Raw genomic sequence first — 25,876 nt, 5'->3', positions numbered from 1 at the left:
CATGCTTAAAAAAATCCCGCATTACTTTATGCGGGATTTTTAATTTCTATAAAACCGCGTTTAAACATTTATCGTAAGTTATATTATAGAAGGTGAAAAATGATACGATTTGATCGAAAGATTATCCGATTACACCTTTGAATATAATTTAGAAAAGTTGTGTCTTTTAATGGTTAACTTGGGAAACAGCCTGGTATTTCTACCAGGCTGGACTTTTTTATAGTTCTTTCCTCATGACATAATCATTCATCCAGAAACCATTTCCAATATCAAAATCTTTCTCCAGGTACACCACAAAACCCTGTTTTTCATAAAACAGTAATGCCTTATTATTATACTTATTCACGTTCAGTTCCAGGATCATTCCCTTAGCAGCCTTTACAGCGTCTATTACGGAATTTAAAAATAATTTACCAACTCCTTTGCCCTGGTAAGCCTGGTGTACGTATATTTTTTGCAGTTTGTAAATGCCTGCTGTATCTGTGTTACTATAAGATGCATAACCAATAGGAGTAGCATCGTCATAGAGAAGCAGAAAACGATGGCCCTGATCAGCTAACTGTTTAGTGAGCTCCTCTTTACTGTACATGAGTTTGACCATATAATCAATCTGTACTGGTGTAAGAATAGGCTCATAAGTTGGTCGCCATATTTGTTCCACCAATAACTCTATTACAGGTATATCTTCTGTAGTGGCTGCTTTTATATTAAACATTCTTTTCTTTAATTTCAGTTATTGCTTCCAGTATGCGTTCTAATGGAGTGTATCCGCGGGCTATCAGGTAAAGCTGTTCTCCATTATCAAGTATAGCTGCCGGAAAACCTGTAATGCCCCATTGTTGTATCATATTAAATTCTTCATGTGTGGCATAACGGTTCTCCTCTTCTTTCATTTTGTTCAGGAACTCTTGTTCAGGCAACTGGTATTTTTGGACCAGTTCAATATAGGTTTGATCGTCGTTCAGGCTTTTTCCATCGTAATTAAGTGCTACCTGCATATCATGGGCAAAACTGATAGCATTTTCCGGCTGGTATTGTTTAAATACGGTTAATGCTATACTGGGTTTTTCCGAATCCATGATGTCATCCGTATGCAGGTATTCATTCAGGAAAGCAGGGCCGAAAGCGATACCGGTTGTTTCTTCCACCCGTTTATGAGCATCCTGAATATAAGTATACATAGCAGATGCCGGTCTGCGGTTCGCGTTGAGCATCATTCCTCCGGAAAGTATTTCAAATGTTATTTCCTTACTGAATTGCTGCTGTAACTGTTGGATGACAGGTGTGAAACCATAACACCAGCCGCAGATGGGATCATATATGTAGATCAGTTTCATTTCCTTTTATTTTTGAGATAAATCTCCAGTTCTGCAGCTCCAAAGCTACTCAGGTTTTGTGCCGCGGTGAGTCCTCCTTTACGTGCAGCCAAAGTACCATAATAGATATCCTTATAGCCTGCTGTGCTGTGTGAATCCGGGTCTACGGATATCAGCACATTTTTCTCTGTAGCATAGGGAATCCATTGCCAGTCGATATCAAGCCTGCGGGGATGGGCATTCAGTTCGATCACTACGTTATTGGCAGCACAGGCATCAATAATCTGCTGGTGATTAACGGGATAACCATTTCGGCTAAGCAACAATCTGCCGGTCATATGACCAAGTATTGTGGTATAAGGATTTTCAATGGCTTTCAACAAGCGGGCCATTGCTTTTTCCTCACTCATTTTAAGGTTGGAGTGTACAGATGCAATGACCATGTCAAAAGTCGCCAGGACCTCATCCGGATAATCCAGGCTGCCATCATTCAGTATATCAGATTCTACACTTTTAAAGATGCGGAAAGGTGCGAGTTGTTTATTCAGTTCTTCTATTTGTGCATGTTGTGCCTGGATCCTTTCAATAGAGAGGCCGTTAGCATAGAATGCAGAACGGGAGTGATCACTGATCACCAGGTATTCAAATCCCTGTTCTTTTGCTGCCAGCGCCATTTCTTCCAGTGTATGTAATCCATCACTCCAGGTGCTGTGGGCATGTATGATCCCTTTAATATCTGAAGGTTTGATCAGATCAGGAAGTTGTTGATTACGTGCCAGGTCAATTACCTTGCTGTTATTTCGGAGGCATGGATCTATATAGTCTAATCCTGCATGCTGGAAGATACCGGTCTCAGAAATGCCAGCAGGCAGTGTTGTAAGAACGTCGTTTTCACTGAAATATCCCAGGAAGTTACTATCGGCAGTTGTCGCAAAAAGTGTCTTTCCAAAGTCATCTGCAGTAGCAGGATAAATTTTTATTTTAACCTTTTTTTCGTGCTGCCATAGTAGGGAAGTTGGTGTTTCTTCCACAAATGTGAGGAAGGGCAGAGTAGCCAGTTTTTGTTGGATCTCAGTAGCAGTAGCGGCAGCTACCAGTTCTATTTCATCTATGATTACTTCATTCCTTCTTAGATGTCCTGTAAGGGATAATTCTGCTGGTGCAAATAACTGCTGGAGTTCTTTTTCAAGGTTTGTCGCTAATGTTTCTACTTCGGCATACAGGAAGCGATCTCTGTTACTGAAATAGAATTCTATGCTTTGCTTAACGGAATCCTGTGTTTTCTGGCCAAAGCCTTTCAACAGCATCAGGCGATTTTCATTACAGGCATAGAGGAGTTCCCCCAGGGATTCTACTTCCAGCTCTTTCCAGATGGTAGCTATTTTTTTAGGCCCCAGTCCTTTGATCTGTAACATTTCCAGGATACCCGGAGGTGTTTTTTGTATATAGGTTTCCAGTAGGATAAATTGGCCGGTCTGCAGCATTTCCTGGATACCTTTACCTGTAGAGTCTCCGATACCTTTGATGCGGGAGATTTCTTCAGCAGGTGTATCCTGTAGCTGAGCAGGTAGTTTTTCTACTGTAAAAGCTGCGGTAGCAAAAGATTTAGCTTTGAAGCTGTTTTCTCCATGTATGTCCATTAGTTTAGACAGCAGGGAGAAATTATCGGCTATAGTATAGTTATCAAGCATGTGCGTAGCGATCAATTGAATTGCGAATTTCGTTCATTTGCTACAAACGGGGAAGTTCAGATTGAGTTTTGTTGATGCATTTTCATTTAACCGGATCTGGGGATTTAAAAAAGAGCTGATTGAAAGGTCCTTTGCTCGGGTGAAGATGATGTGATAGAGAAACAACTGTTTTAAGCAATTCTCAACATCTTTATTTTATTCTTTTATTGGTCTCGTTACGAGTTAGCAAATGGGTTATACAAAATAAAAGGTCCCGGCGATAGCCGGGACCCTTATGTTACAGTGTGTAAATTCTGGACTACATTTCTGTTGGCTGAGAATCACTAGGAGTTACCGGAGCAACAACTGGTTTCTTCTTAGCAGCTTTCTTTTTAGGAGCAGCTTTCTTAGTAGCAGCCTTTTTAGGAGCAGCTTTCTTAGCAGCGGCCTTTTTAGGAGCAGCTTTCTTAGCAGCAGCCTTTTTAGGAGCAGCTTTCTTAGCAGCTACTTTCTTTTTAGGAGCAGCTTTCTTAGCAGCAGCTTTTTTAGGAGCAGCTTTCTTAGCAGCGGCTTTTTTAGGAGCAGCTTTCTTAGCAGCAGCCTTTTTAGGTGCTACTTTCTTAGCAGCAGCTTTCTTCTTAGGAGCAGCTTTCTTAGCAGCGGCTTTTTTAGGAGCAGCCTTCTTTGCAGCAGCTTTCTTTGGTGCAGCTTTCTTAGCAGCGGCCTTTTTAGGCGCAGCTTTTTTTGCAGCTTTTTTAATTGTTGCCATTGTTTTTTGAATTTTTGGGTTAGTAATTAAAATTGGGTATTAAAAAAAAAACTTTATGGCAAACACCACTCAAGCTTACGCCTGAGCAGTGGTGTCAAATGATTTTACGGAAACGATGGTTCTGTTTTCACGTCCTTTTCTGAACTCAACCACACCGTCAGCAACTGCAAAAATTGTAAAATCTTTACCGATGCCTACATTCTGTCCCGGATGATAAACTGTACCACGTTGGCGAATGATGATATTGCCGGAAGCAGCAGCCTGACCACCAAATATTTTTACTCCAAGCCTTTTGCTCTGAGAGTCACGGCCGTTCTTTACGCTACCTTCACCTTTTTTATGTGCCATTTCTTAATGTAAGGTTTAAACTTTATCTAATAATAATTAAGCAATCTCATTGATTCTGATCAATGTAAAGTGTGTACGGTGACCGATTTTCTTTCTGAAACCCTTACGGCGTTTCATTTTGAAAGCTATCACTTTATCACCTTGAACGTGACGCAGAATCTCTGCTTTAACCACTGATTTTACATCAGTACCGACGGTCAGCTGGCCGCCATTATCTGTTAACAATACGTCAGAGAACTGCACTTTATCTCCAATATTTCCCTGTAATTGTTGTACAAAGATTTCCTGGTCTTTTTGTACTTTGAATTGCTGACCCGTGATTTTTACAACTGCAAACATAGTTATCCAAAAATAATTTCCTGCAAAAGTAGGATTTGTTTTCAAATTGACAAAGTTTTCTCTTTTTTAAATAACTGTACTTATACAGGTATTTTATGAGAGAAAACACTTAACCTTTTCAAAGATACGTACTTTATTTGAATATAGTTTGTTACAATATATTGAATTCCTTATCTGGCACAAGCTGCCAGCAAGCAGGCATTATCGTTGTAAGCCTTGTAATCTGGGCTTTTATAACAATTTTTATTTTATACATTTGTCCCTTCACATATTCTAAAATAATGGGCATGAAGCTTAAATCACTGCTTGCCAAGCCATTTGCTTCCATAGTAGCTAACAAAATAAGGAAGGAAATGCAACGGGCGGTAGAAGACCAGGAAGCTATCCTGGAGGAGTTGATAAAAACGGGCCGGAAGACGGAATTCGGGAAAGACCATCATTTTGATAATATCCATTCTTATAATGACTTTAAACAGGCTGTTCCTATCCGCGATTACGAACAGTTCAAGCCGTATATAAATAAGATCAAGGAGGGTAAGCAGAATGTGCTCTGGAAGGGACTACCAATTTATCTGGCCAAAACATCGGGAACTACAAGTGGTGTAAAGTATATTCCTATCACTAAAGATTCTATTTCCAATCATATGGATACAGCCCGTAATGCGCTGCTGAACTATATGTCGGAAACAGGGCACACGGACTTTGCAAATGGTAAACTGATATTTTTGTCGGGTTCTCCTGTGCTGGAACGTGTGGGAGGAATCCCCTACGGCCGTCTCAGTGGAATTGTAAATCACCATATCCCCCGTTATCTGCGTACCAACCAGCTTCCTAGTTACGAAACCAATTGTATTGAGGACTGGGAAACCAAGCTGGATAAGATAGTGGATGAAACAATCGATCAGGATATGACTCTCATCAGTGGTATACCACCATGGATGCAGATGTATTTTGACAGGTTGATAGAAAGAAGTGATAAACCGGTGGGCGAACTGTTTAAAAACCTGAATGTACTGGTATATGGAGGTGTGAATTTTGAACCTTACAGGGCTAAATTACTGGCTTCCATAGGCCGGCCTATCAATACAGTAGAGACTTTCCCTGCATCTGAAGGCTTTTTTGCATTCCAGGATACACAAGAGCACAAAGGATTATTACTGAATACCAATTCGGGCATATTTTATGAATTCATTCCGGCTCAGGAAATCTTTGACGAGAATCCTACACGTTTATCACTCCGGGATGTAGAGGTAGGGGTGAACTATGCCCTGGTAGTGAGCACAAATGCAGGATTATGGAGTTATAATATAGGGGATACAGTAAAATTTGTATCCGTTAATCCATACCGTCTGGTGGTAACAGGGCGTATCAAACATTTTATTTCCGCATTTGGGGAGCATGTGATAGGAGAGGAAGTAGAATACAGCCTGATGAAAACCGCCAGGGAAGAAGGTTTGCAGATCACTGAATTTACTGTGGCACCAATGGTGAATGCACCAGGTGAACTTCCTTTCCACGAATGGTTCGTGGAATTTGAGAATCCTCCGGCCGATCTGGACGCCTTCGCGAAGAAGGTAGACGAGAATCTGCAGCAAAAGAATATTTATTACAACGACTTATTAAGTGGAAATATACTGCAACCCCTTAAGATCAGACAAGTTCGCAAACATGGATTTATTGATTACATGAAATCAGTAGGTAAATTGGGCGGACAGAATAAAGTTCCCCGTTTAAGTAATGATAGGGCACTGGCTGATGAGCTGGCGAATTATCTGTTATAGAAAGGGTTCTCACGATCAAATAATGAGTTAAGCATGTGTGCATATTCAATAAAGCACTCATACTTAACACTTATTTCGCATTTGTAATTCTCACTTTTCCCTTATTATTGCAACAATGAGTAAGAAGAATATAGCCATATTTGGCTCAACAGGATCTATTGGAATACAGGCGCTGGAGGTTATCGCAGCGCATGCTGACAAGTTCAGCGTGGAAGTTCTTACTGCCGGACAGAATGCCGATCTGCTCATTGAGCAGGCGTTGCTTTTCCGTCCCAATGCGGTAGTAATAGCAGATGAAGCACAATACGAAAAGGTAAAAGAGGTATTATTTGATAAGGGTATCAAAGTTTTTGCAGGTGCAAAGGCGATGGTTGAAGTAGCTGCGTGGGATACGATCGATATGGTGTTGGCTGCTGTAATGGGTTTTGCCGGTCTGGCACCTACACTTTCTGCCATCGAGGCGGGTACTCCAATAGCACTGGCTAATAAGGAGACGCTGGTGGTAGCCGGAGATATCGTAATGGCTGCTGCATATAGAAAGAATGTACCTGTAATACCAGTGGATTCGGAGCATTCTGCTATTTTCCAGTGTTTGATGGGAGAGTCTTTCAGCAAGGTGGAAAAGGTGATCCTTACTGCTTCTGGTGGACCATTCCTTGGCAAAAAGCCTAATTTTCTGATTAATGTAAAGAAAGATCATGCTCTTCAGCATCCTAACTGGCGGATGGGAGCTAAAATAACGATCGATTGTGCTACCCTGATGAACAAGGGACTGGAAATGATTGAGGCCCGCTGGTTATTTAACCTGGCGCCCGAAAAGATTGAGGTAGTAGTCCATCCTCAGTCCATCATTCATTCTATGGTGCAGTTTGTAGATGGCTCAATGAAAGCGCAGATGGGCGTACCTGATATGAAACTGCCTATCCAGTTTGCATTAGGATACCCCGAACGCCTGTCAAACGACTTTACCCGGTTTTCTTTCAGGAATAACCCCAGTCTTACCTTTGAACAGCCGGATACAAAAACCTTCCGTAACCTGGCAATTGCCATTGAGGCGATGCACAAAGGGGGGAATGCCGCTTGTATAATGAATGCTGCCAATGAGGAGGTTGTTAATGCTTTCCTGAAAAACAGGATCGGGTTCCTTCAGATGACGGAAGTAATAGAAGAAATTATGGTGAAGGTTCCCTTCATTGAAAAACCTACCTTGCACAACTATTATGAAAGTGATCAGGCAGCGAGAGAATATGCCAACGCTATGATCAATGCAATTGTAATTTAGGGTTCATAGATGCCGTGTCGCAGTTGTAGCAGCTATATTTGCGAAGTCATTTTTAGACAAATAACAATATATATTTACTGTCAGATCAATCGTACATGACAACACAAGAAATATTGGTAAAGGCCGGGCAGTTGGTACTGTCACTATCTATACTGGTAGTATTACATGAGCTTGGGCACTTTATCCCTGCCAAGCTGTTTGGGGCCAGGGTTGAAAAGTTTTATCTTTTCTTTGATCCATGGTTCTCCCTGTTTAAGAAGAAAAAGGGAGATACTGAATATGGCATTGGTTGGCTTCCATTGGGCGGATATGTAAAAATTTCCGGCATGGTAGACGAAAGTATGGACCGCGAACAACTGTCCAAACCTCCAGAACCCCATGAATTCCGGTCTAAACCAGCCTGGCAGCGTTTGATCATTATGATAGGAGGTGTGACTGTAAACATCATATTAGGTTTCCTGATCTATGCAATGATGTTGTGGCACTGGGGTGAAAGTTACCTGCCTACTCAGAATGTAAAATATGGTGTAGCCGTAGATTCACTGGCCGGAAGTATTGGTCTGAAAGACGGGGACATGGTCCTTTCTGTTAATAACAAACCTGTTGAGAATTTCAGGGCCATTCCTGCTGAGATACTGCTTCGTGAAGCTACCAGCATTCAGGTGAGCCGTAATGGTCAGCATCTGGATATTCCTATCCCTGATGGTTTCAAACGTCAAATGATCAAGGAAAAGGGAACCCTGCTGGGTATAAGAATCCCATTTGCAATTGACTCTGTAGTAAAAGGTTCTGAGGCTGAGAAAGCGGGATTCAGAAAGGGAGACCAGGTGTTAACTCTGAATAGCCAGCCAGCCTATTTCCTGCATGAATTCAGAAAAGCAATTGTTCTTAGCAAGAATAAGCAGGCAGCTATAGAAGTATTAAGGGATGGAGATACATTAAGACTGATAGCTAATGTGCCGGAATCGGCTACATTAGGTATTTATGGATCAACTCCGGATAAAGTCTTCACATTCGTTACCAAGGAGTATGGCTTCTTTGAAGCATTACCTGCCGGGTTCTCAAAATGTATCAATACGCTCGTGAAATATGTGCAGCAGTTGCGCCTCATCTTCGTATCCAAAGAAGTAAAGGCCAGTGAATCGCTGGGAGGCTTCCTGAGTATAGGTAATCTGTTCCCGGGTCAGTGGGATTGGATGTCTTTCTGGGAGATGACCGCACTGTTATCTATTATCCTTGCATTCATGAATATTCTGCCTATTCCGGCACTTGATGGTGGTCACGTACTGTTCTTATTGTATGAGATCATTACCGGCCGTAAACCAAGCGAGAAGTTCCTTGAATACGCACAGATTGGAGGTATGGTACTCTTATTCGGATTATTGCTGTATGCAAACGGTCTGGATATCTGGAGAAATATCTTCCATAAGTAGCACTTATCATTCTAAGTTATAGCAGGAAGGAGTCTTACAAAGGCTTCTTCCTTTTTTTATGTTAAATAATACGCTATCTTTGCAGACTGCTGTGAAGCAATTGGGGCCGCCCGGTTTTGACAGCATAGATCTTTGAGAGTGTAAGCATGTCGTGCGTTGTATAATTAGCACGTAAATCTGAATATACAAACTTCAAAAGGCGAGTCTAACTACGCTATGGCTGCTTAATCATAGATTAAGCCCCATTATGGCCGCTGGAGCTGCTGTCTGCTGTGTCTCCTTCCGCTGAATCAAACCAATAGCAGAATAGGTACTCATGGTTTCTGTGAGTGGGTACTGAAATAACTACAGATAAGGACCAGGTTGGTTAGTTACGCCCCTTGCCAGGTCTCGAAAACACAATGAGTAAATAAACATGTAGAAAGCTTTCGGCGGATATGTTTGGACGAGGGTTCGACTCCCTCCGGCTCCACCTTAACTAGAAAGGCTTTGAAGGTAAAACTTCAAAGCCTTTTTCTTTTGAGTACATATCATCACTCACCCATTGAGCGAAATATTTTCATAATTTCCATTTATAAATAACCAACCCTCTAATGCACATTATCTGTCTTGAAGAAGCATCAATTGATACAGTCATATCTAAATTTATAAGAGGCTTCAATAATGGCTATCTCCTGGTCCAGCATGAATCCGATTTATTCCCTATTTTTTGCTACCAGAAAAAACATTAAAGCCGTTCCTTTCCCGAATAATATTAATCATTGCATCCGCTGATTTGACAGCAGTGAATATAATCAAGTCTTCGATTTCAATTTTAAATATATACGTCACGCTATGCTCTTTTTCTATTCATTACCAGTCCCTTATGACTGTCTACTAAAAAATGCCTATACTTGCTGTTAGTTACCATTTGAACTTCTTTATTAAAATAAGGTATCCTATTATAATGAATCAATCTGTTCATAACAAACTTGTTTCTTTTATCTGGAGTGTAGCGGACGATTGCCTCCGTGATGTCTATAACCGCGGCAAATACCGGGATGTGATCTTGCCGATGGTAGTATTACGACGTTTAGATGCCCTGTTAGAGCCTACTAAACAGGAAGTGTGGGATGAAATGTCTTTTCAACGCGATGAAGCCGGCTTTACAGAATGGGATGAAGCAGGGTTGAGAGAGGCCTCTGGGTATGTATTCTACAATACAAGTGAATGGACGTTACAGCGATTAAAAGATACGGCCACCAATAGCCAGCAATTATTAATTGGCAATTTTGAAGACTACCTCAATGGCTTTAGCCAGAATGTAAAGGAGATTATTGATAACTTTAAGTTGCGTGCGCAGATCCGTCATATGGCCACTAAGGATGTGTTGCTGGATGTACTGGAAAAATTCACCTCTCCCTACATTAATCTTACACCATTTGAGAAACAGGACCCTGATGGCCGGAAGTTACCGGCTCTTTCCAACCTGGGTATGGGATACGTCTTTGAAGAGTTGATTCGTAAATTCAATGAAGAAAATAATGAAGAAGCCGGAGAACACTTTACGCCAAGGGAAGTAATCGACCTGATGACACACCTTGTTTTTGAACCCATCAAAGATAAATTGCCTCCAGTAATGACCATCTACGACCCTGCCTGCGGTAGTGGTGGTATGCTTACTGAATCACAGAACTTTATTAAAGATGAGGAAGGAATAATCAGGGCCAGTGGTGATGTACACTTATATGGCAAGGAAATCAACGATGAAACCTACGCCATCTGCAAAAGTGACATGATGATTAAAGGTAACGACCCGCAGAACATACGCCTGGGTAGTACCTTAAGCACCGATGAATTTGCAGGTATTCATTTCAATTTCATGCTCAGTAACCCACCTTACGGTAAAAGCTGGGCCAGCGAACAGAAATATATTAAGGACGGAAAAGAGGTGATAGATGGACGGTTCAAGATAAAGCTTACCGACTACTGGGGTGAAGTAGAAGAAGCAGATGCCACTCCCCGCTCGTCTGATGGGCAGCTACTATTTCTTATGGAAATGGTCAGCAAAATGAAGTCGCTGAAACAGAGTCCCATTGGAAGCCGTATAGCCAGTGTCCACAATGGGAGTAGCCTGTTTACTGGTGATGCAGGTGGTGGGGAGAGCAACATTCGCAGATATATTATTGAAAATGACTGGCTCGAAGCCATTATTCAACTACCTAATAACCTCTTCTATAACACAGGCATCACCACTTATATATGGTTGTTAAGTAATAACAAGCCTGCTCCGCATAAAGGGAAAGTACAGTTGATAGATGCCAGCCAACGTTTTCGCAAACTGCGCAAAAACCTGGGTAATAAAAACTGCGAGTTTGCTCCTGAGCATATACGGGAGATAGTAGATGTGTACGAGCAAATGCTTAGTGTGGAGCGCAAGGAGGAAGATGATATTGCCAGCCAGGTATTTGACAATGCGGATCTTGGTTATTATAAGGTAACTATTGAAAGGCCTAAAAGACTGAAAGCACAATTTACTACCGATAACATTGCTACATTGCGTTTCGATAAGAGCTTAAGGGAACCAATGGAGTGGGCTTATGAGCAGTTTGGTGAGGAAGTATATACCAACCTGACCAAGCATGAAAAAGCAATTATTGACTGGTGCGAAAAACAGGAACTGAACCTGAGCGCTAAATTACAAAAAGCCTTAGTCAGCCCTCCACTTTGGCAAAAAGGCCTGGACCTGATAGCAACAGCTACCCGGTTAATGACCTTAATTGGCAATGATGAATACAATGATTTTAATGCCTTTACTGCTTGTGTAGAACAGGTGTTAAAAGCGGAACAGCTTAAACTATCAGCAACTGAAAAGAACGCCATTTTAAATGCAGTAAGCTGGTACCATGCTGAAGCGGAGAAGGTGGTAAAAAGCACTCAAAAGCTAAATGCAGAAAACCTAAAGCAACTGCTCAACCGGTTGGGTTGCCGGAAAGAAGATCTGCCGCATTATGGCTGGTATCCGTCCGGTAAATCAGGGGAATATATACAATATGAAACAGAAGGCGATTTGAGAGATACAGAGAACGTGCCTTTAAAGGATAACATTTACAGTTATTTTCAAAAGGAGGTCCTGCCACATGTGCCTGAAGCCTGGATAAATCTGGAGGCTATCAAAATAGGCTACGAGATCAGCTTTAATAAATATTTTTATCGTCACAAGCCTTTGCGTAGTCTGGAAGAGATCACTGCGGATATATTGGCGTTGGAAAAAGAAAGCGATGGCCTGATACAGGAAATTCTTAATTTCTCTCATTTACACGATGGAAATACAAAACAGTCTATTTAAAAATATCGCCCAAATCATCAGCGATGCCAGGCAAACCGCTTATCGTAGCGGTAATAGTATTATGCTACGCATGTACTGGGAAATTGGCAGGCTGATAGTGGAAGATGAGCAGCAGGGCAGTTATAAGGCGCAATACGGAAAGGCCTCTCTTAAAAATCTTGCCGGGCAATTAGGTCTTGAATTTGGAAAAGGGTTTGATGAAAGAAACCTAAACAATATGCGGGCCTATTACCGTTCTTTTCCAATTTGGAACGCAGTGCGTACCGAATTGAGTTGGACCCATTACCGGCTGATCAGCCGGGTAGAAGAAGAACAACAGCGCCTGCAATATATGCTTCTGAGTATTGACAATCAGTGGGATACACGTACCCTACAGAGAAATATCCAAACTCAATACCTGAACCGTACCCTGGTGCCAACGACAGCGCATCCTACGCCTCCCCAGTTTATAAAAGACCCATATATTTTTGAGTTCCTGAATTTACCATCTGATACCCGTCAGACAGAAAATTCAATAGAATCGGCGCTCATTAATCACCTCCGGGAGTTTTTAATGGAAATGGGCAAAGGGTTTGCTTTTGTTGCCCGGCAGCAACATATTATAACAGATACAGCAGACTTTTATATAGACCTCGTTTTTTATAACTTCTACCTGAAATGCTTTGTGCTTGTGGATTTAAAAACAGGAAAACTAGGCCATGCAGATATCGGGCAGATGGATATGTACGTACGGATGTACAATGATCTGAAAAAACAAGCAGATGATAACCCAACTATCGGCATCATCCTTTGCACTGAGAAAGATGAAACGATTGTAAAGTATTCGGTATTATCAGAAAATGAATATCTCTTTGCCAGTAAGTACAGATTATACCTGCCCAAAGAGGAAGAATTGGTACAATTAATAGAACAGGACCGTATAAAGTTTGAATTGGATCATGAAAAAGAATGAATTGAAAAAGTATGATGCTTATAAGCCGAGTGGGGTGGAATGGTTAGGGGATATTCCGGCGCATTGGGAGGTTTTTCGATTTAAAACTATTGTTCATTTTTGTAACAGAGGAACTACTCCTGACTATGTTGAGAATTCTAACTATAAGATAATAAACCAAGCTACGTTTAGTAAGGGATATTTTGATTTTGAAACCACAAAATATACTAGTGAACGTTCTATAAACAAAAATTTTACTAAAGCCAAAGTCAAAAAAAATGATGTCTTATTAGCGTCAACAGGAGGAGGAGTGCTAGGAAAGGTTTACCACTTTCATCTAAATGCAGATAATTATTATGCTGACAGCCATGTAACCATTATAAGATTTACGGACTACGGGCTTTCTAGATTTATTTATTATTTCCTTTCTATCAATTATGCGCTTATTAACGGAATTTTGGCGCAAGGGTCAACCAATCAAACGGAATTACAGAAAAGTTGGTTAGATAATCTTCTGATCTCACTACCGCCTCTTTCCGAACAAACTGTTATTGTTAAGTTTTTAGACAAACAAATAGTATTAATAAATAAAGCCATTACGCTAAAAGAAGAACAGATAGCTTTGTTGAAGGAACGCCGTCAGGCAATCATCCAACAGACAGTTACTAAAGGGTTGAATCCTGATGTGCCAGTGAAAGATAGTGGTATAGATTGGATTGGGTACATTCCGGAACATTGGGAAATTATTAAGAATAAAACTTTATTTCAGGAACGAAAAGAAAGGGGCAATGAAACGCTTCCTCTGTTATCGGTTTCAATTCACAACGCCGTATCTGATGAAGAACTTAATGAGGATGAAAATATTAGAGGAAAGATCAGAATTGAAGATAAATCACAGTATAAGCTAGTCAAACCCGGCGATATTGTATTTAATATGATGAGGGCCTGGCAAGGAGGAATTGGTGCTGTTAGTCGAATGGGTATGGTAAGTCCAGCTTATATAGTAGCTAAACCACTAAAGGCATTTAATTCAATTTTTTGGGAATGCCAGCATAGAACTGACAAGTTTATTCAACAAATGGACCGCTCTTCAAAAGGGATCACTGATTTCAGAAAACGCCTGTATTGGGATGAATTTAAACAACTATTTACAGCCTTACCCCCTGAATCAGAACAGATTGAAATAGTACGATACCTATCATCGTTAAACGAAAAGATCAATATATTGGTAGAGAAAAAATTAGATGAAATCCAAAAACTAAAAGAATACAAAGCAAGCCTGATTAATAATGCAGTAACCGGCAAAATTAAAGTAGCTTGAGCAAATTGAAATAAACACACAACCCACCCCTAATCTATATCACATGCCCAGCCCAACTAATGAACAAGCCCTGGAAGAAGCCATTGAGAAACGCTTAACTGGCAGCATTTCAAGAAAAAGTAACGCAAATGAAGTGGCTGAGGATGCCGTTCCTTACCGCAGTGGTCATGGTTTTTACATCGGCTATCCTCATGAATTTGATGCCCGGTACGCGGTAGACAAGGCCAGGCTGTGGCATTTCCTGGAAAACACCCAGCATGAAGAACTGGCCAAACTGCAAAAACAGAGTAACTGGCAATTAAAGATATTAGAGCGGATAGACCGGTTGATTAAGAAATACGGCGTTCTGCGTTTGTTACGTAAAGGATTAGATGTAGATGATGCGCATTTCACCCTTTTTTATGTGGCTCCCTTAGCCAGTAGCAGCCAAAGCCTGAAAGATAATTTTGAACATAATGAGTTCAGTGTTACGCGGCAATTACGTTACTCTATCAACAACCCGGCAGAGGAAATAGATATGGTGCTGTTTGTAAACGGCCTGCCCTTGATGACGATGGAGCTGAAAAACCAGTGGACAGGCCAAACAGCGAAATCGCATGGGCAATATCAATACCGTTATAAGCGGGATAATACACAATCCTTATTACAATTCGGGCGTTGCATTGTGCATTTTACAGCAGATACTGATGAAGTATACATGGCAACCCGGCTGGCCGGGGCGGATACATTTTTTCTGCCTTTTAACAAAGGCCATAATTATGGTAAGGGCAATCCAACAAATCCTTTCGGACACCGTACAGCTTATTTATGGGAAGAAGTGCTTTCCCGCTACAGCCTGGCAAATATAATACAGCATTTTGTACGCATAGATGGTAAAGACAGCGATCCGCTTGCTAAAAAGAACCTGTACTTCCCACGTTATCACCAACTGGATGTAGTGCGTAAGCTCGTAAACGACGCTTCGGTAAAGGGTGTAGGACAAACATACCTGATACAACATTCAGCCGGTTCCGGTAAGAGTAATTCTATCACCTGGGCTGCTTACCAGTTAATAGAAACCTATCCTGCCGATCAGCATACTCCAGGTGGCAAAGGCATCAGCCTGCCATTGTTCGACTCTGTGATTGTAGTAACCGATCGCCGTCTGCTCGACAAGCAATTAAGAGAAAATATCCGTGAGTTTTCGGAAGTAAAGAATATTGTAGCCCCGGCGTATTCATCCAAAGAACTGAAGGAAAACCTGGAAAGTGGTAAACGTATTATTATTACCACTATTCAAAAATTTCCTTTCATTATTGATGGTATAGCCGATTTAAGTAACCGGAACTTTGCTGTTATTATTGACGAAGCACATAGTTCACAAAGTGGCCTGGCTGCCGATAACATGAACAGGGTGATGGGCAATGCAGATAATGAAGAGGAAGACCAGGAGGATTCACAGGACAAAGTATTAAAAGCAATGAATAGCCGCAAAATGAGAGGTAATGCCTCTTACTTTGCCTTTACAGCTACACCTAAAAATGCTACCCTGGAAAAATTTGGCAGCTTACAGGAAGACGGTAAGTTCAAGCCCTTTCACCTTTATTCTATGAAACAGGCTATTGAAGAAGGTTTTATTCTGGATGTGCTGGCCAATTATACCACTTACAGAAGTTATTACGAGATAGAAAAATCTATAGAAGAGAATCCACTTTTTGAAACAGCCAAAGCGCAAAAAAAGCTAAAAGCGTTTGTGGAGCGTAACCCTCAAACAATAGCCACTAAGGCCGAAATTATGCTGGATCACTTTATTAACCAAGTGGTTACGCCCAAAAAATTAAAAGGAAAGGCAAAAGCAATGGTGGCAACACAAAGCATTGAAAGCGCCATCCGGTATTATTTCGCGCTACAAAAATTATTAGAACAGAAAGGCAACCCTTTTCGTATCGCCATTGCTTTTTCAGGTAAGAAAACGCTGGCTGGCATTGAGTATACCGAATACAGTATCAACCATTTCCCTGCGCACCTGGACACCGCAAAGCCTACAGATCCTGGTTATATTAGTGACACCATAGCCCGTTATTTAAATATGGATGAATATCGCATATTGGTAGTGGCTAACAAATATCTCACAGGTTTTGATCAGCCTAAGTTAAGCACCATGTATGTGGACAAAAAATTGCAGGATGTGCTGACCGTGCAGGCGCTATCCAGGTTAAACCGCTCAGCAGATAAATTGGGGAAAAAAACTGAAGATTTGTTTGTCCTGGATTTTTTCAATTCTACAGAAGAGATTAAGGCATCCTTTGACCCTTTTTATACCGCCACCTCATTAAGCAAGGCTACAGACGTCAATGTATTACACGAGCTGAAAGCGCACCTGGATGAGGTAGGTGTGTATGAATGGAGTGAGGTAGAAGATTTTACTACCCGGTATTTTGATAAAGAAGATGCTGATACGGTATTAAGTCCTATTATTCAATTGGGAGAAGAACGGTTTAATCATCAACTGGGTCTAGAAGAAAGCGCCAAAGCAGATTTTAAAATCAAGGCTAAACAATTTGTAAAAATCTATAGCCAGATGGCTGCCATTATTCCATTTGAAATACGCAAATGGGAATTGTTATTCTGGTACCTGAAATTTTTGATACCCAAATTGATCATCGTGGATAGAGACGCTGATGCATTAGATGAATTATTAAATGCAGTGGATTTGTCCACCTACGGGCTGGAACGGGTAAAATTAAATGTATCAATCGGTCTGGATCAAAGTGAAACCGAACTGGACCCGCAAAATTCAAATCCCAGAGGTGCACACAATGCAGGTGGAGAAGAAGATCCTTTAGATGTAATTATTCGCAGCTTTAACGAGCGGCATTTTCAGGGATGGGAAGCTACTCCCGAAGAGCAACGGGTAAAATTTGTAACCCTTGCTCAAAAGCTGCAGGCCCATCCAGATTTTCAGACCAAGGTGGTGAATAACCCGGATATGCAAACGCAGGAACTGGCTTTCAGAAAGCTTTTAGAGGAGGTAATTGCAGGGCAGCGAAAGAAAGAATTGGATTTATACCGCTTGTATTCAAAAGATGAAGCTTTTAAGCAGGCATTCATAGATACTATGCGGCGTTTATCTATGAATAACGGTGGCAACTGGCTTCGGCAGTAATTCAACTCTCCTAAGTCCGACCGTTGAAGATCGCTTTTGTTATGGTAATGAAGAACTAATAAGGTTTATTTTAAAAGAGATACTATGAGCAGAGGTATTACTATCACTAATTACCTGGTAAACGGGAATCCGGAAGGTATTAGCATGTCGTATGTTTCTAATTGGACGGGGCAAGCAATTAAAATTCCCCGTAATGCCTTCCTGGATACAAAAAACTTTCCGGAGCTTAACAGGCCCGGAATATATTATCTTATCGGCTCTAAGGATGAGAATCCTGATGAAAAACTGATTTATGTAGGAGAAGCAAACCATCTGTTTGAAAGGATTACAACACATATGCGTGATGAGGCAAAATCATTCTTTGAGCTCATTATTGTGTTTAGCTCCAAGGATGATAATATGACGGTATCGCATACTAAATACCTGGAAGCAAAGATCCTTTCTGAGATATTCGAAAAATCTGGTTTTACCCTTATTAACCGGAAAGATGGCAATAGGGTGAGCCTGCCTCCAATGGTGAGGGACGAGATGGATACCTATCTGGATAATATGAAAATATTATTACCAACTATGGGGTTTGATTTTTTTAAGCCGGTATTGAAAGAAGAGAAACTGTCATTCATGCCTAAGGATGAGAACCTGATATTAGAAGTAGGGGATATAAAGGCACAAGCTAAACTTATACCCAATGGTATGCTGGTGCTTCAGGGGAGCACAATGAAACCTATTGCTACTCCTGCATTAGCGCCTACTTATTTGAAAATAAGAAATGACCTGATTGAAAAAGGATACGTTAAACAAACAGATAAGGGAATGTTGTTTTTGCAGGACTATGAATTTACTAGTCCTTCGCAAGCAGGGGCTGTTGTTCTGGGATATTCAGTAAATGGCAGGGTATTCTGGAAAAATAGTATTGGAAAAACCTTAAAAGACCTGGAAGAGGAGAAAATAAGCTTAAGCATAGGGAAAGGACTAAATTAGTTTAAATCATAATCAGTTGCTATACTCTATAGTGCTGATAAAAATCTATTAAAATATCGGTGTAATACGCTGCTAATGTATCCTGAGTAGAAATACAGGGCCGGCAAGGAAAAAAGGACTCCCCGGTACCTGCACTTAGCTGACACAATGAGGTCATTTTAATCTGTTTAACCAAATGCCTGAAATCCTCCAAAAAGTTCGACATTTCCCCGCCCCTTTCCACTTTTTTAAAACTGGTAGTACCAGGAAGTACCAAAAAAATTAAAGGCAGTTCGTTATGAGCTGCCTTTTTTAGTTTTCACATTTCGCAATGAGAACCAATCAACTGCCTGCATTTAGTCTCATGCTCTGAATTTCGTAAACACCAACAGCCTCTAAAGAACCTGCAATAGGAAATGTTTCCCCTTTTGTTTTTTCGATATAAACCAGGAAATACTGCGAAAAAATAGCTTTGGAAATGGTCATATTACGCACCTATAACTTTACTAATCAGTTCCATACTTCTTTAAGTTTTTTAACCCCCATATAGCAAGAGACGACTCTACTATAAATCCAATTAAAAAATAAATGCCAGGAACTCCGTCTATAGCCAGGCTTACTATCCTGCCGAGCGCCAACCCTCCCATAAAAGCAATATTAGTAATAGTTGCGGTGATCCAGAATTTGGATTTAATAATGCCCATAATCCAAATCAGAGACATGCCCAGATATAAACCCATCATGGCCCTGAAAATATTTACCAGGTTGATAGCGTCCACATTAAAATCAAACAGCAAAGGCAGGATCATTTGCGGGTATAAACCATAGGCCAGTGCAATGGGGATGATAATAAGTATGGATACCGTCAAATGCAGATTCCTGGAAGATGGGCGTATCAATGATTGTTCCTTTTGATGGTTAAAATAACTTATGATAAACGAATTTAAAGATAATATACTGGCGATTAACAGACTAGTTTTCAGGTTATTGATAGGTTTTGGATAAATCTGAGCAAGGCGATATCAATGAGAACGGGCCATTTGGGCGAACTGGAGGGTGTCAAAAAAGTGCATAAGAGGCAGGAGATGTTCGATTAGGCTCCCCTCGACTCCACGAAGAAAAAGCCTCATTCCTTTACTAGTAAAAGGTTTGAGGCTTTTTATTTTTGATTGTTTTCGGTTTCGTTGTCATCCTTTCGTAACTTTCTCAAATTATCTCCAAATATTTTTAATGTTTCACTCTCGTCTATTGTAATCATTTGCACGGCATATTGGTTTCATGCAAAACATCTAATTTCATAATCACTAGTTTCCTGACCGGTTTCGGAAGACCGTGCAGAATATAAATCAAGAGAGTAGATTAAATGTAAAAATGTCGTATTTTTTCTTTATTAGATTGCTGATTATCAATGAATAAGTTTAAATCCTTGGAGAGTAAGATTAGTGGGCGGATTTCCCGCAAGAAGTCTAACGTATTATTACGTGAGGACTTCATTGATCTTGGTGGTTATGACCAGGTAGGTAGGGTTTTACAATCATTGATAAAAAAAGGAAAACTTATTAAAATAGGGTATGGCCTTTATGCCAAAGCGAGAGTATCTTCCTTAACAGGAACTACTGTACCAGCAGAGCCCTTACCTTCTTTAGCGAAACAAGCTTTAAGCCGGCTTGGAATTCGTACAAACCCTACGAGGGCAGAAGTTGAATATCAGGAAGGGCGTTCCACTCAAATACCTACCGGCAGGTTGATTGGTGTTGGAAGGCGCGTGAGCCGTAAAATAGGCTTTAAAGGAGCCAATATTAATTATGAATACACCAAACAAAAACCTATTAGAAGAAGTAGCCCTCATTAAAGATTAAAGGGATCAGTGAAGCATTTGTCTCATAGTAGTTTTAAGGCCTTGGCTATAGAAATTATTAACCGGGATGATCTACGATCTTCTAAAATTGCAGGTCTCCCTATTGATAAAAAATTTGAGACTGTTCTGGGTATATTAAGCAATGAACAGGAGTACTTAGGTGAATACGACCGTTTTGTAAAGGGCATGTCTTATGCACCGGATAGTGTAGTTCCTACTTTCAAGCAGGCACTTGAAAAACTTCGTTTAGTTATAAATCATATTCTTTAGTAATGATAGTTAGTGCTGATACAGACATAGTCAAACATTTATGCTCTGTAATCCTCATTGGTATTTCCCGGTAGAACTTTCTTTGCAGTTCATCTCTCAGATACATAAACGCCTGGATATTTTTTTGCTCAATTGTCTACGCACTGGGTGAAAAGATTGAGTTTGTAAGGATTTAATGGTTCATGTATGGATCCTGGTCTCCTGATTTTGTCAGAACCGCAGATTTTCAGTAATTTAAGATTACTCAAAATTTTATTTTATGGCCAGACAGGAAAGCCTGCTCAAATTCACCGGTAAATTAGGAAATGTGATCGGTTACCGGAACAAAAAAGTCTATTTACTACGAAGTGCTTCCACTGTGGTGAGACAGACTTCTGCTACCAAAAGAGCAGCCAGGGATTTTGGAACCGCCAGTAAAGCCGGTAAGCTTATCCGTCATGCACTAAGCGAATACCTGCAGCATTGTTATGATAGCTCATTGACTAACCGTCTTAATAAAATACTGGGTGAAGTAGTTCGCGCCGATGACAGTCACAAAGCAGGCCTACGCGTGCCGGTAGCCGTTAATATGCATTTTTTACGTGGGTTTCGGTTTAATAGTCATGCAGGTATTGAGCATCTTTTGGCGAGCAATCCTGTTATTAATAATAGTAATGATGAAGATATCAGCATCTCATTCCCAGAAACGGCCATCAACAATAATAAAGCAACCCATATTATAATAAAAGCAATAGCACTATCTGTCAATTTTACACAGCAAACAACCCGGCAGCTGACAAGTGAAACGGTAGTGATCAAATGCGGTGAAAAACAGGTTGTACCTACCCTTACACTAAATCCTGATAGAAAATATCTTACCCTCATTATGCTGGAAATACAATCCTGTTATGAGGTGAACGGTCAGTTGCATTTATGCCAGAACAAAAAAGGATCTGCACTGGATATTATTGGCGTACTCCCACCAATGGAATTGCCCGTAGCAATAAAAAGCAAATACCTGAACAAAGCTCCCAAACTCAGGATCATTCCATCATATGTCCAACCTGCCAGACGTGCCGGAATTGTTCTGCCAGTTGCCTTCAATTCCCTGCCGGAAGGGTAGTATAAGGCCGGTTTCCCACAATTAAAAAATAGGATTCCCATACTGCGGAAACAGCTTCCGTTAGCATTGCTATGCCATATAACAGCATTTGCCTGTATTTTATAGCGGGTTGCTGTATGCAATCAGTATTTACTTCCCGAAAAAATGAGTTTAGGAAGCTTAATTATTGCAAATAACGTTTTTCCTGCCTCAATCCGGTAAAAGTCCACCTTATCTCCACCCATACAAGTACCATCATAGCATTCTGACTGCTGAATTATTAAGATGTAACCCTTATCTATGGTTCCAGGATTTCTACGCACATAACTCAGATCTTCTGTACAGGTAGATACTAAATGATTATTCTGGAAGGTTACTGAAGTGTTCAAGTCTTTATTTCTAATTGGTAGTGACTGGTGAGGTTACTGTTGCCAGACAATTAGCCCGAACGGATATGTATATACCGTTTAACGCATTGCCGCAACAGAAAGTAAGAGGAATTGATATACCTCTGCCTAATCCGGCGGCAGGTGAATATCAACATACGACATTGGGAAGCAGGACTGGATCAAAGGATGGTTTGACATATCGTCAATCGGCAACATTTACCGGTGGTTCATGGCCTTTAGCTAATGAACAAGCAGTACCTTGGAGTAGGGTGGACTGGCATGATCATGGTCGCCCCGATAAGCACTTTGCGGTTCATCAGCATCTGTTTCAATTTAATTTTAACAGAGATAGCAACAGATGGTTTTTTGAAAAAAATGGTGGAAGTTCGTTTCCATATTGACAATAACAATACTTTTTATGGATCTGATATTTGAAATACTCATTCCTTCAGGCACAGACGTTCCCGGCATCGCATTCAGCGAGCCTTTCTTTGAATGGCAGGGGGAAAAACATCTTCAGGGACCACCGGAAGCGAGGTTTGGTTCAAATTTTAAACTCGTTTACGGGCAAATACCTGACTTTGTAAAAAATAAAATTCCTGTTGCATATGCCTCTATTGACTGGAAGAGCATTGGTGTGAATGGCTCAGGACTGGATTTGTACGAAAATAAGCTATGGATGAAGGTTCCTGAAGATGAAGAACCCAAGGATCCTGAAGAGGAACATTTTACCTTAAAGGATCTGCTGCATACAATGTGTGCACATCACAAATGGATTATTGTCATTGATAATGATGAAGCATTTGAAGCAGTGCCATCAGGAAGCCTTTCAGATGTAATAACCACTCTGAATGGTGTTATAAAAGGAAATATAGAAGGAAAAGGATTCCTGATCTGTGGAGAAGGCAGTGACCTTCTCTGAAAGGGGCTGATCAAAAAGGTCAGGTTCGAAGAAATTAGGGCTGATCTCAAAAAGGTCTGCCCTTTTCAAAGGAGGCACCTCATTATCTAAAGCATATCAATGCATCCAAAGGCACAGCTCTTACTTCCCGAAATTGCGAGAATAATAAGGAAAGCAAAAGAAATTCACGAAAGTCAATTATATAAGCGCGGGTATACGTTCAGCTCAATTTTTCCGATTTGTTATAACCTACCAATTTGGTTAATGAAATTAGCCCGGCACTTGCGATAATAGCTCCTCCTACAAAAGGAAAACCAGCTCCAATTAAATCTTCTATTTTGGCTGAAAAAAGATAAGGCAAACAAAACATCATACCGAATATTCCTAATGCTATTGCTGCATATGCGCCGAATGTTGCGATGGATTTCATATTAATACTTGTTGTTGGTACAGTGTTTCATAAAGCATAAATATAACATTTTTCGGTTGCTTTAATTAGTGATTTAGAACTTCTCCTGGTTTACAAACCACCTTCATAGTAAATATGCATTACACAAACATTATGTAGAGTAGACTGGACTCGAACCAGCATGCCCTTCCTTCCAAAGGAAGACGGAATCACCATTTCCCGACACTACTCTAAGTAAGGGTGATAAGCGGGAATCGAACCCTGATCTCCTGATCCACATTCAGGTGTTTTACCATTAAACTACTATCACCATTTATAACAAGTGGTACAGAGTGGTTACGATCCACTTCCTGCAGTTTTTCAGACTGCCGCTTCTACCAAGTTAGCTTCTGCACCATGCTATGTTTGCATTACACAAACATTATGTAGAGTAGACTGGACTCGAACCAGCATGCCCTTCCTTCCAAAGGAAGACGGAGTCACCATTTCCCGACACTACTCTAAGTAAGGGTGATAAGCGGGAATCGAACCCTGATCTCCTGATCCACATTCAGGTGTTTTGCCATTAAACTACTATCACCATAAAAAATATAAAGTGGTACAGAGTGGTTACGATCCACTTCCTGCAGTTTTTCAGACTGCCGCTTCTACCAAGTTAGCTTCTGCACCATGCTTTGTTTGCATTACACAAACATTATGTAGAGTAGACTGGACTCGAACCAGCATACCCTTCCCTCCAAAGGAAGACGGAATCACCATTTCCCGACACTACTCTAAATAAAAAGCCCCAGACGGATGGTCCAGGGCTTTTTAATTGCGTTATCTATTATAGATTATGTACACAACAAACCCTTACCAGTGGTAAACGGTAAAAACGGTATATGTCGAAATTGTTTCATGAAAATCTGATTAAAAAAAGTAAAAAAAAAAGCCCCGGATAACCGGGGCTCAATATTGTGTTATTTGTATTTTAATTACATACACAACGATCCCCTGCCAATGGCAAACGGAAAAATATGCGGTATATGTATATATGCTTTCATGAAGCAAATGTGATATTAATATTTGAAATAAAAAAATCTTTCAGATAATCATTTTTCTGATTATTAAAACCATTATTAACTAATTCATACACTGGTAGCCTATCTAATGGCATGAAATTATGTGTGCATAAACTATTTTGGAAAAGGTAATCCTCTTACGAAATATTATATTTCGTAAGAGGATTATAAAAATTATATTTGTTTAGCTATATTTTTTGATAATACCTCAATCAGCGAGCCTATCTGAAGTGTAGTATACTCTATCGTTAATCTCCTCTAAAAAATCCCATATGATTCTCATAATACTAGGCTTATTTTTATTGATTGCTGCCGGAGCTATTACCAGAAGTGATGAAAGATTAAGACGCTTCAAGGTTCCGATTCGTGGAATAGGAATGTTGATCCTGCTGATAGGCATAATGGTATCCGGTATCCAGCAGATTGATGCCGGAGAAGTCGGCGTTAAAAAATTATTCGGAAAGGTACAGAAAGACGTGCTGGGAAGTGGACTGCACTTTATCAATCCTTTACTTCAGATAGAAAAACTCGATGTCAAAACCCAGAATTATACAATGAGTGGTGTGCATGATGAAGGAACAAAATCCGGAGATGATGCTATCAGGGTATTGACGGCTGATGGGTTGGAGGTAACGATCGACCTTTCTGTTTTATATCGCCTGATTATCAAGGATGCGCCCATGTTATTGCAGGAAACAGGCGCTGATTATGAAGATAAGATTGTTCGCCCGATCACCAGAACAAGAATACGCGACAATGCCGTATACTATGATGCGGTGGCATTGTATTCCACCAAGCGCGATGAATTCCAGCAACGAATATTTAAAAGTATAGAAGCAGATTTTAAGAAACGCGGACTTTTGCTGGAGAATCTCCTGGTGCGTAATATTACACTACCACAATCCGTACGTACCACCATTGAGCAAAAGATTAATGCAGAACAGGACGCACAGAAAATGCAGTTTGTTTTACAGAAAGAAAGACAGGAAGCGGAACGAAAACGGGTGGAAGCACAGGGTATCGCAGACTATCAGCGCATCATCAGCGAAAGCTTAACAGACAGGCAACTGCAATATGAAAGTATCAAGGCTCAGTTGGAAATAGCGAAATCCACCAATGCGAAAGTAATCATCATGGGCAAAGGTAACACACCAGTGATACTGGACAGTAAGACGCAATAGGGTCTTTTGGATGAGGAAAATATGCTTGCCTTATTCCAATCTTTCGGAAACATTTTCTCTTCATCAACCACTTCGACATTCCCCCGCTCTTTTCCATAACTTA

Annotated in this window: 22 protein-coding genes, 7 tRNA genes and 1 other RNA gene; 15 read left to right on the top strand and 15 right to left on the bottom strand. The window is 40.6% G+C overall.

The window, feature by feature from the left end:
- Positions 1 to 217: 217 nt before the first annotated feature.
- The 6 genes from BM176_RS18735 to rplU all read right to left on the bottom strand — a co-directional run bounded on the left by BM176_RS18735 (position 218) and on the right by rplU (position 4,442).
- Positions 218 to 715 carry a GNAT family N-acetyltransferase gene (locus BM176_RS18735; RefSeq protein WP_090105825.1) on the bottom strand — a complete coding sequence of 166 codons (498 nt, stop codon included), beginning with the start codon at positions 713 to 715 and terminating at the stop codon, positions 218 to 220.
- Positions 708 to 1,337 (bottom strand): DsbA family protein, encoded by a 630-nt coding sequence (locus BM176_RS18730; RefSeq protein ID WP_090105824.1) that lies wholly within the window; start codon positions 1,335 to 1,337, stop codon positions 708 to 710. The genes BM176_RS18735 and BM176_RS18730 overlap by 8 nt, the downstream gene beginning before the upstream one ends.
- Positions 1,334 to 3,007, bottom strand: a complete 1,674-nt coding sequence (locus BM176_RS18725; protein ID WP_090105823.1) for a DNA polymerase/3'-5' exonuclease PolX — start codon at positions 3,005 to 3,007, stop codon at positions 1,334 to 1,336. Before BM176_RS18725 ends, BM176_RS18730 begins: the two co-directional genes overlap by 4 nt.
- A gap of 298 nt (positions 3,008 to 3,305) precedes the next feature.
- On the bottom strand, positions 3,306 to 3,755 hold the full coding sequence (locus tag BM176_RS18720) for a histone H1-like repetitive region-containing protein (protein WP_090105822.1): 450 nt from the start codon (positions 3,753 to 3,755) through the stop codon (positions 3,306 to 3,308).
- A 75-nt stretch (positions 3,756 to 3,830) separates the two neighbouring features.
- On the bottom strand, positions 3,831 to 4,103 hold the full coding sequence (gene rpmA, locus BM176_RS18715; protein WP_089782994.1) for a 50S ribosomal protein L27: 273 nt from the start codon (positions 4,101 to 4,103) through the stop codon (positions 3,831 to 3,833).
- Between the two features lie 36 nt (positions 4,104 to 4,139).
- Complete coding sequence (rplU, locus tag BM176_RS18710) at positions 4,140 to 4,442, bottom strand: 50S ribosomal protein L21 (RefSeq protein ID WP_090106132.1); 303 nt, start codon at positions 4,440 to 4,442, stop codon at positions 4,140 to 4,142.
- A 287-nt stretch (positions 4,443 to 4,729) separates the two neighbouring features.
- Here rplU and BM176_RS18705 point away from each other — a divergent pair, with 287 nt between their 5' ends.
- The 9 genes from BM176_RS18705 (at position 4,730) to BM176_RS18665 (ending at position 18,644) form a co-directional block, all read left to right on the top strand.
- The gene (locus BM176_RS18705) at positions 4,730 to 6,223 is read left to right on the top strand and encodes a GH3 auxin-responsive promoter family protein (RefSeq protein ID WP_090105821.1); all 1,494 of its coding nucleotides are present in this window, start codon (positions 4,730 to 4,732) and stop codon (positions 6,221 to 6,223) included.
- Positions 6,224 to 6,338: 115 nt separating this feature from the next.
- Entirely contained in the window at positions 6,339 to 7,505 is a 1,167-nt protein-coding gene (locus tag BM176_RS18700) for a 1-deoxy-D-xylulose-5-phosphate reductoisomerase (protein ID WP_090105820.1), read from the top strand.
- Between the two features lie 95 nt (positions 7,506 to 7,600).
- The gene (gene rseP, locus BM176_RS18695; RefSeq protein ID WP_090105819.1) at positions 7,601 to 8,938 is read left to right on the top strand and encodes an RIP metalloprotease RseP; all 1,338 of its coding nucleotides are present in this window, start codon (positions 7,601 to 7,603) and stop codon (positions 8,936 to 8,938) included.
- Positions 8,939 to 9,040: 102 nt separating this feature from the next.
- Positions 9,041 to 9,413: a transfer-messenger RNA gene (gene ssrA, locus BM176_RS18690) on the top strand.
- 471 nt (positions 9,414 to 9,884) lie between these two features.
- On the top strand, positions 9,885 to 12,266 hold the full coding sequence (locus BM176_RS18685; RefSeq protein WP_090105818.1) for a type I restriction-modification system subunit M: 2,382 nt from the start codon (positions 9,885 to 9,887) through the stop codon (positions 12,264 to 12,266).
- Positions 12,241 to 13,218 carry a PDDEXK nuclease domain-containing protein gene (locus BM176_RS18680; protein WP_090105817.1) on the top strand — a complete coding sequence of 326 codons (978 nt, stop codon included), beginning with the start codon at positions 12,241 to 12,243 and terminating at the stop codon, positions 13,216 to 13,218. The genes BM176_RS18685 and BM176_RS18680 overlap by 26 nt, the downstream gene beginning before the upstream one ends.
- A complete protein-coding gene (locus tag BM176_RS18675) occupies positions 13,205 to 14,518 on the top strand; it encodes a restriction endonuclease subunit S (protein ID WP_090105816.1) in 1,314 nt (437 codons plus the stop codon). Before BM176_RS18680 ends, BM176_RS18675 begins: the two co-directional genes overlap by 14 nt.
- A 43-nt stretch (positions 14,519 to 14,561) precedes the next feature.
- Positions 14,562 to 17,663 (top strand): type I restriction endonuclease subunit R, encoded by a 3,102-nt coding sequence (locus BM176_RS18670; protein WP_090105815.1) that lies wholly within the window; start codon positions 14,562 to 14,564, stop codon positions 17,661 to 17,663.
- Between the two features lie 84 nt (positions 17,664 to 17,747).
- On the top strand, positions 17,748 to 18,644 hold the full coding sequence (locus tag BM176_RS18665) for a GIY-YIG nuclease family protein (RefSeq protein ID WP_090105814.1): 897 nt from the start codon (positions 17,748 to 17,750) through the stop codon (positions 18,642 to 18,644).
- A 485-nt stretch (positions 18,645 to 19,129) separates the two neighbouring features.
- Here the strand turns inward: BM176_RS18665 and BM176_RS18660 are convergent, their stop codons facing one another.
- Entirely contained in the window at positions 19,130 to 19,522 is a 393-nt protein-coding gene (locus BM176_RS18660; RefSeq protein WP_177230453.1) for a DUF4345 domain-containing protein, read from the bottom strand.
- A gap of 527 nt (positions 19,523 to 20,049) precedes the next feature.
- Between BM176_RS18660 and BM176_RS18655 the strand changes: the two genes are divergently transcribed.
- The 5 genes from BM176_RS18655 to BM176_RS18630 all read left to right on the top strand — a co-directional run bounded on the left by BM176_RS18655 (position 20,050) and on the right by BM176_RS18630 (position 23,143).
- On the top strand, positions 20,050 to 20,475 hold the full coding sequence (locus BM176_RS18655) for a DUF6088 family protein (protein ID WP_218162235.1): 426 nt from the start codon (positions 20,050 to 20,052) through the stop codon (positions 20,473 to 20,475).
- 15 nt (positions 20,476 to 20,490) lie between these two features.
- The gene (locus BM176_RS18650) at positions 20,491 to 20,751 is read left to right on the top strand and encodes a hypothetical protein (protein WP_143097858.1); all 261 of its coding nucleotides are present in this window, start codon (positions 20,491 to 20,493) and stop codon (positions 20,749 to 20,751) included.
- Between the two features lie 259 nt (positions 20,752 to 21,010).
- Positions 21,011 to 21,853, top strand: coding sequence for a hypothetical protein (locus tag BM176_RS18645; protein ID WP_090105810.1), 843 nt, complete (start codon positions 21,011 to 21,013; stop codon positions 21,851 to 21,853).
- A 433-nt stretch (positions 21,854 to 22,286) separates the two neighbouring features.
- Positions 22,287 to 22,622: a hypothetical protein gene (locus tag BM176_RS18635; RefSeq protein WP_090105808.1), complete on the top strand. Its 336-nt coding sequence runs from the start codon at positions 22,287 to 22,289 to the stop codon at positions 22,620 to 22,622.
- Positions 22,623 to 22,639: 17 nt separating this feature from the next.
- On the top strand, positions 22,640 to 23,143 hold the full coding sequence (locus tag BM176_RS18630) for a hypothetical protein (RefSeq protein ID WP_090105807.1): 504 nt from the start codon (positions 22,640 to 22,642) through the stop codon (positions 23,141 to 23,143).
- A gap of 199 nt (positions 23,144 to 23,342) precedes the next feature.
- Here the strand turns inward: BM176_RS18630 and BM176_RS18625 are convergent, their stop codons facing one another.
- From BM176_RS18625 to BM176_RS32525, 8 genes are all read right to left on the bottom strand, one after another.
- Entirely contained in the window at positions 23,343 to 23,552 is a 210-nt protein-coding gene (locus BM176_RS18625) for a hypothetical protein (protein WP_090105806.1), read from the bottom strand.
- Between the two features lie 135 nt (positions 23,553 to 23,687).
- Positions 23,688 to 23,763 (bottom strand) — tRNA-Pro (locus tag BM176_RS32545).
- Positions 23,764 to 23,769: 6 nt separating this feature from the next.
- Positions 23,770 to 23,842, bottom strand: a tRNA-His gene (locus tag BM176_RS18620).
- Between the two features lie 12 nt (positions 23,843 to 23,854).
- A tRNA-Phe gene (locus BM176_RS32540) sits at positions 23,855 to 23,927 on the bottom strand.
- Positions 23,928 to 23,957: 30 nt separating this feature from the next.
- Positions 23,958 to 24,033, bottom strand: a tRNA-Pro gene (locus BM176_RS32535).
- Positions 24,034 to 24,039: 6 nt separating this feature from the next.
- Positions 24,040 to 24,112, bottom strand: a tRNA-His gene (locus BM176_RS18615).
- A gap of 15 nt (positions 24,113 to 24,127) precedes the next feature.
- A tRNA-Phe gene (locus BM176_RS32530) sits at positions 24,128 to 24,200 on the bottom strand.
- A 30-nt stretch (positions 24,201 to 24,230) separates the two neighbouring features.
- Positions 24,231 to 24,306: transfer RNA gene (locus BM176_RS32525), tRNA-Pro, on the bottom strand.
- A 558-nt stretch (positions 24,307 to 24,864) separates the two neighbouring features.
- On the opposite strand from BM176_RS32525, the gene BM176_RS18610 reads away from it, so the two are divergent.
- Positions 24,865 to 25,773, top strand: coding sequence for a prohibitin family protein (locus BM176_RS18610; protein WP_090105805.1), 909 nt, complete (start codon positions 24,865 to 24,867; stop codon positions 25,771 to 25,773).
- Positions 25,774 to 25,876 lie beyond the last annotated feature (103 nt).

Origin of the sequence: Chitinophaga sp. CF118, from assembly GCF_900112615.1 — a bacterium.
Lineage (GTDB): Bacteria > Bacteroidota > Bacteroidia > Chitinophagales > Chitinophagaceae > Chitinophaga.
Note: the sequence above shows the minus strand (reverse complement) of the source record. Positions and strands in the feature narration are given on the sequence as shown.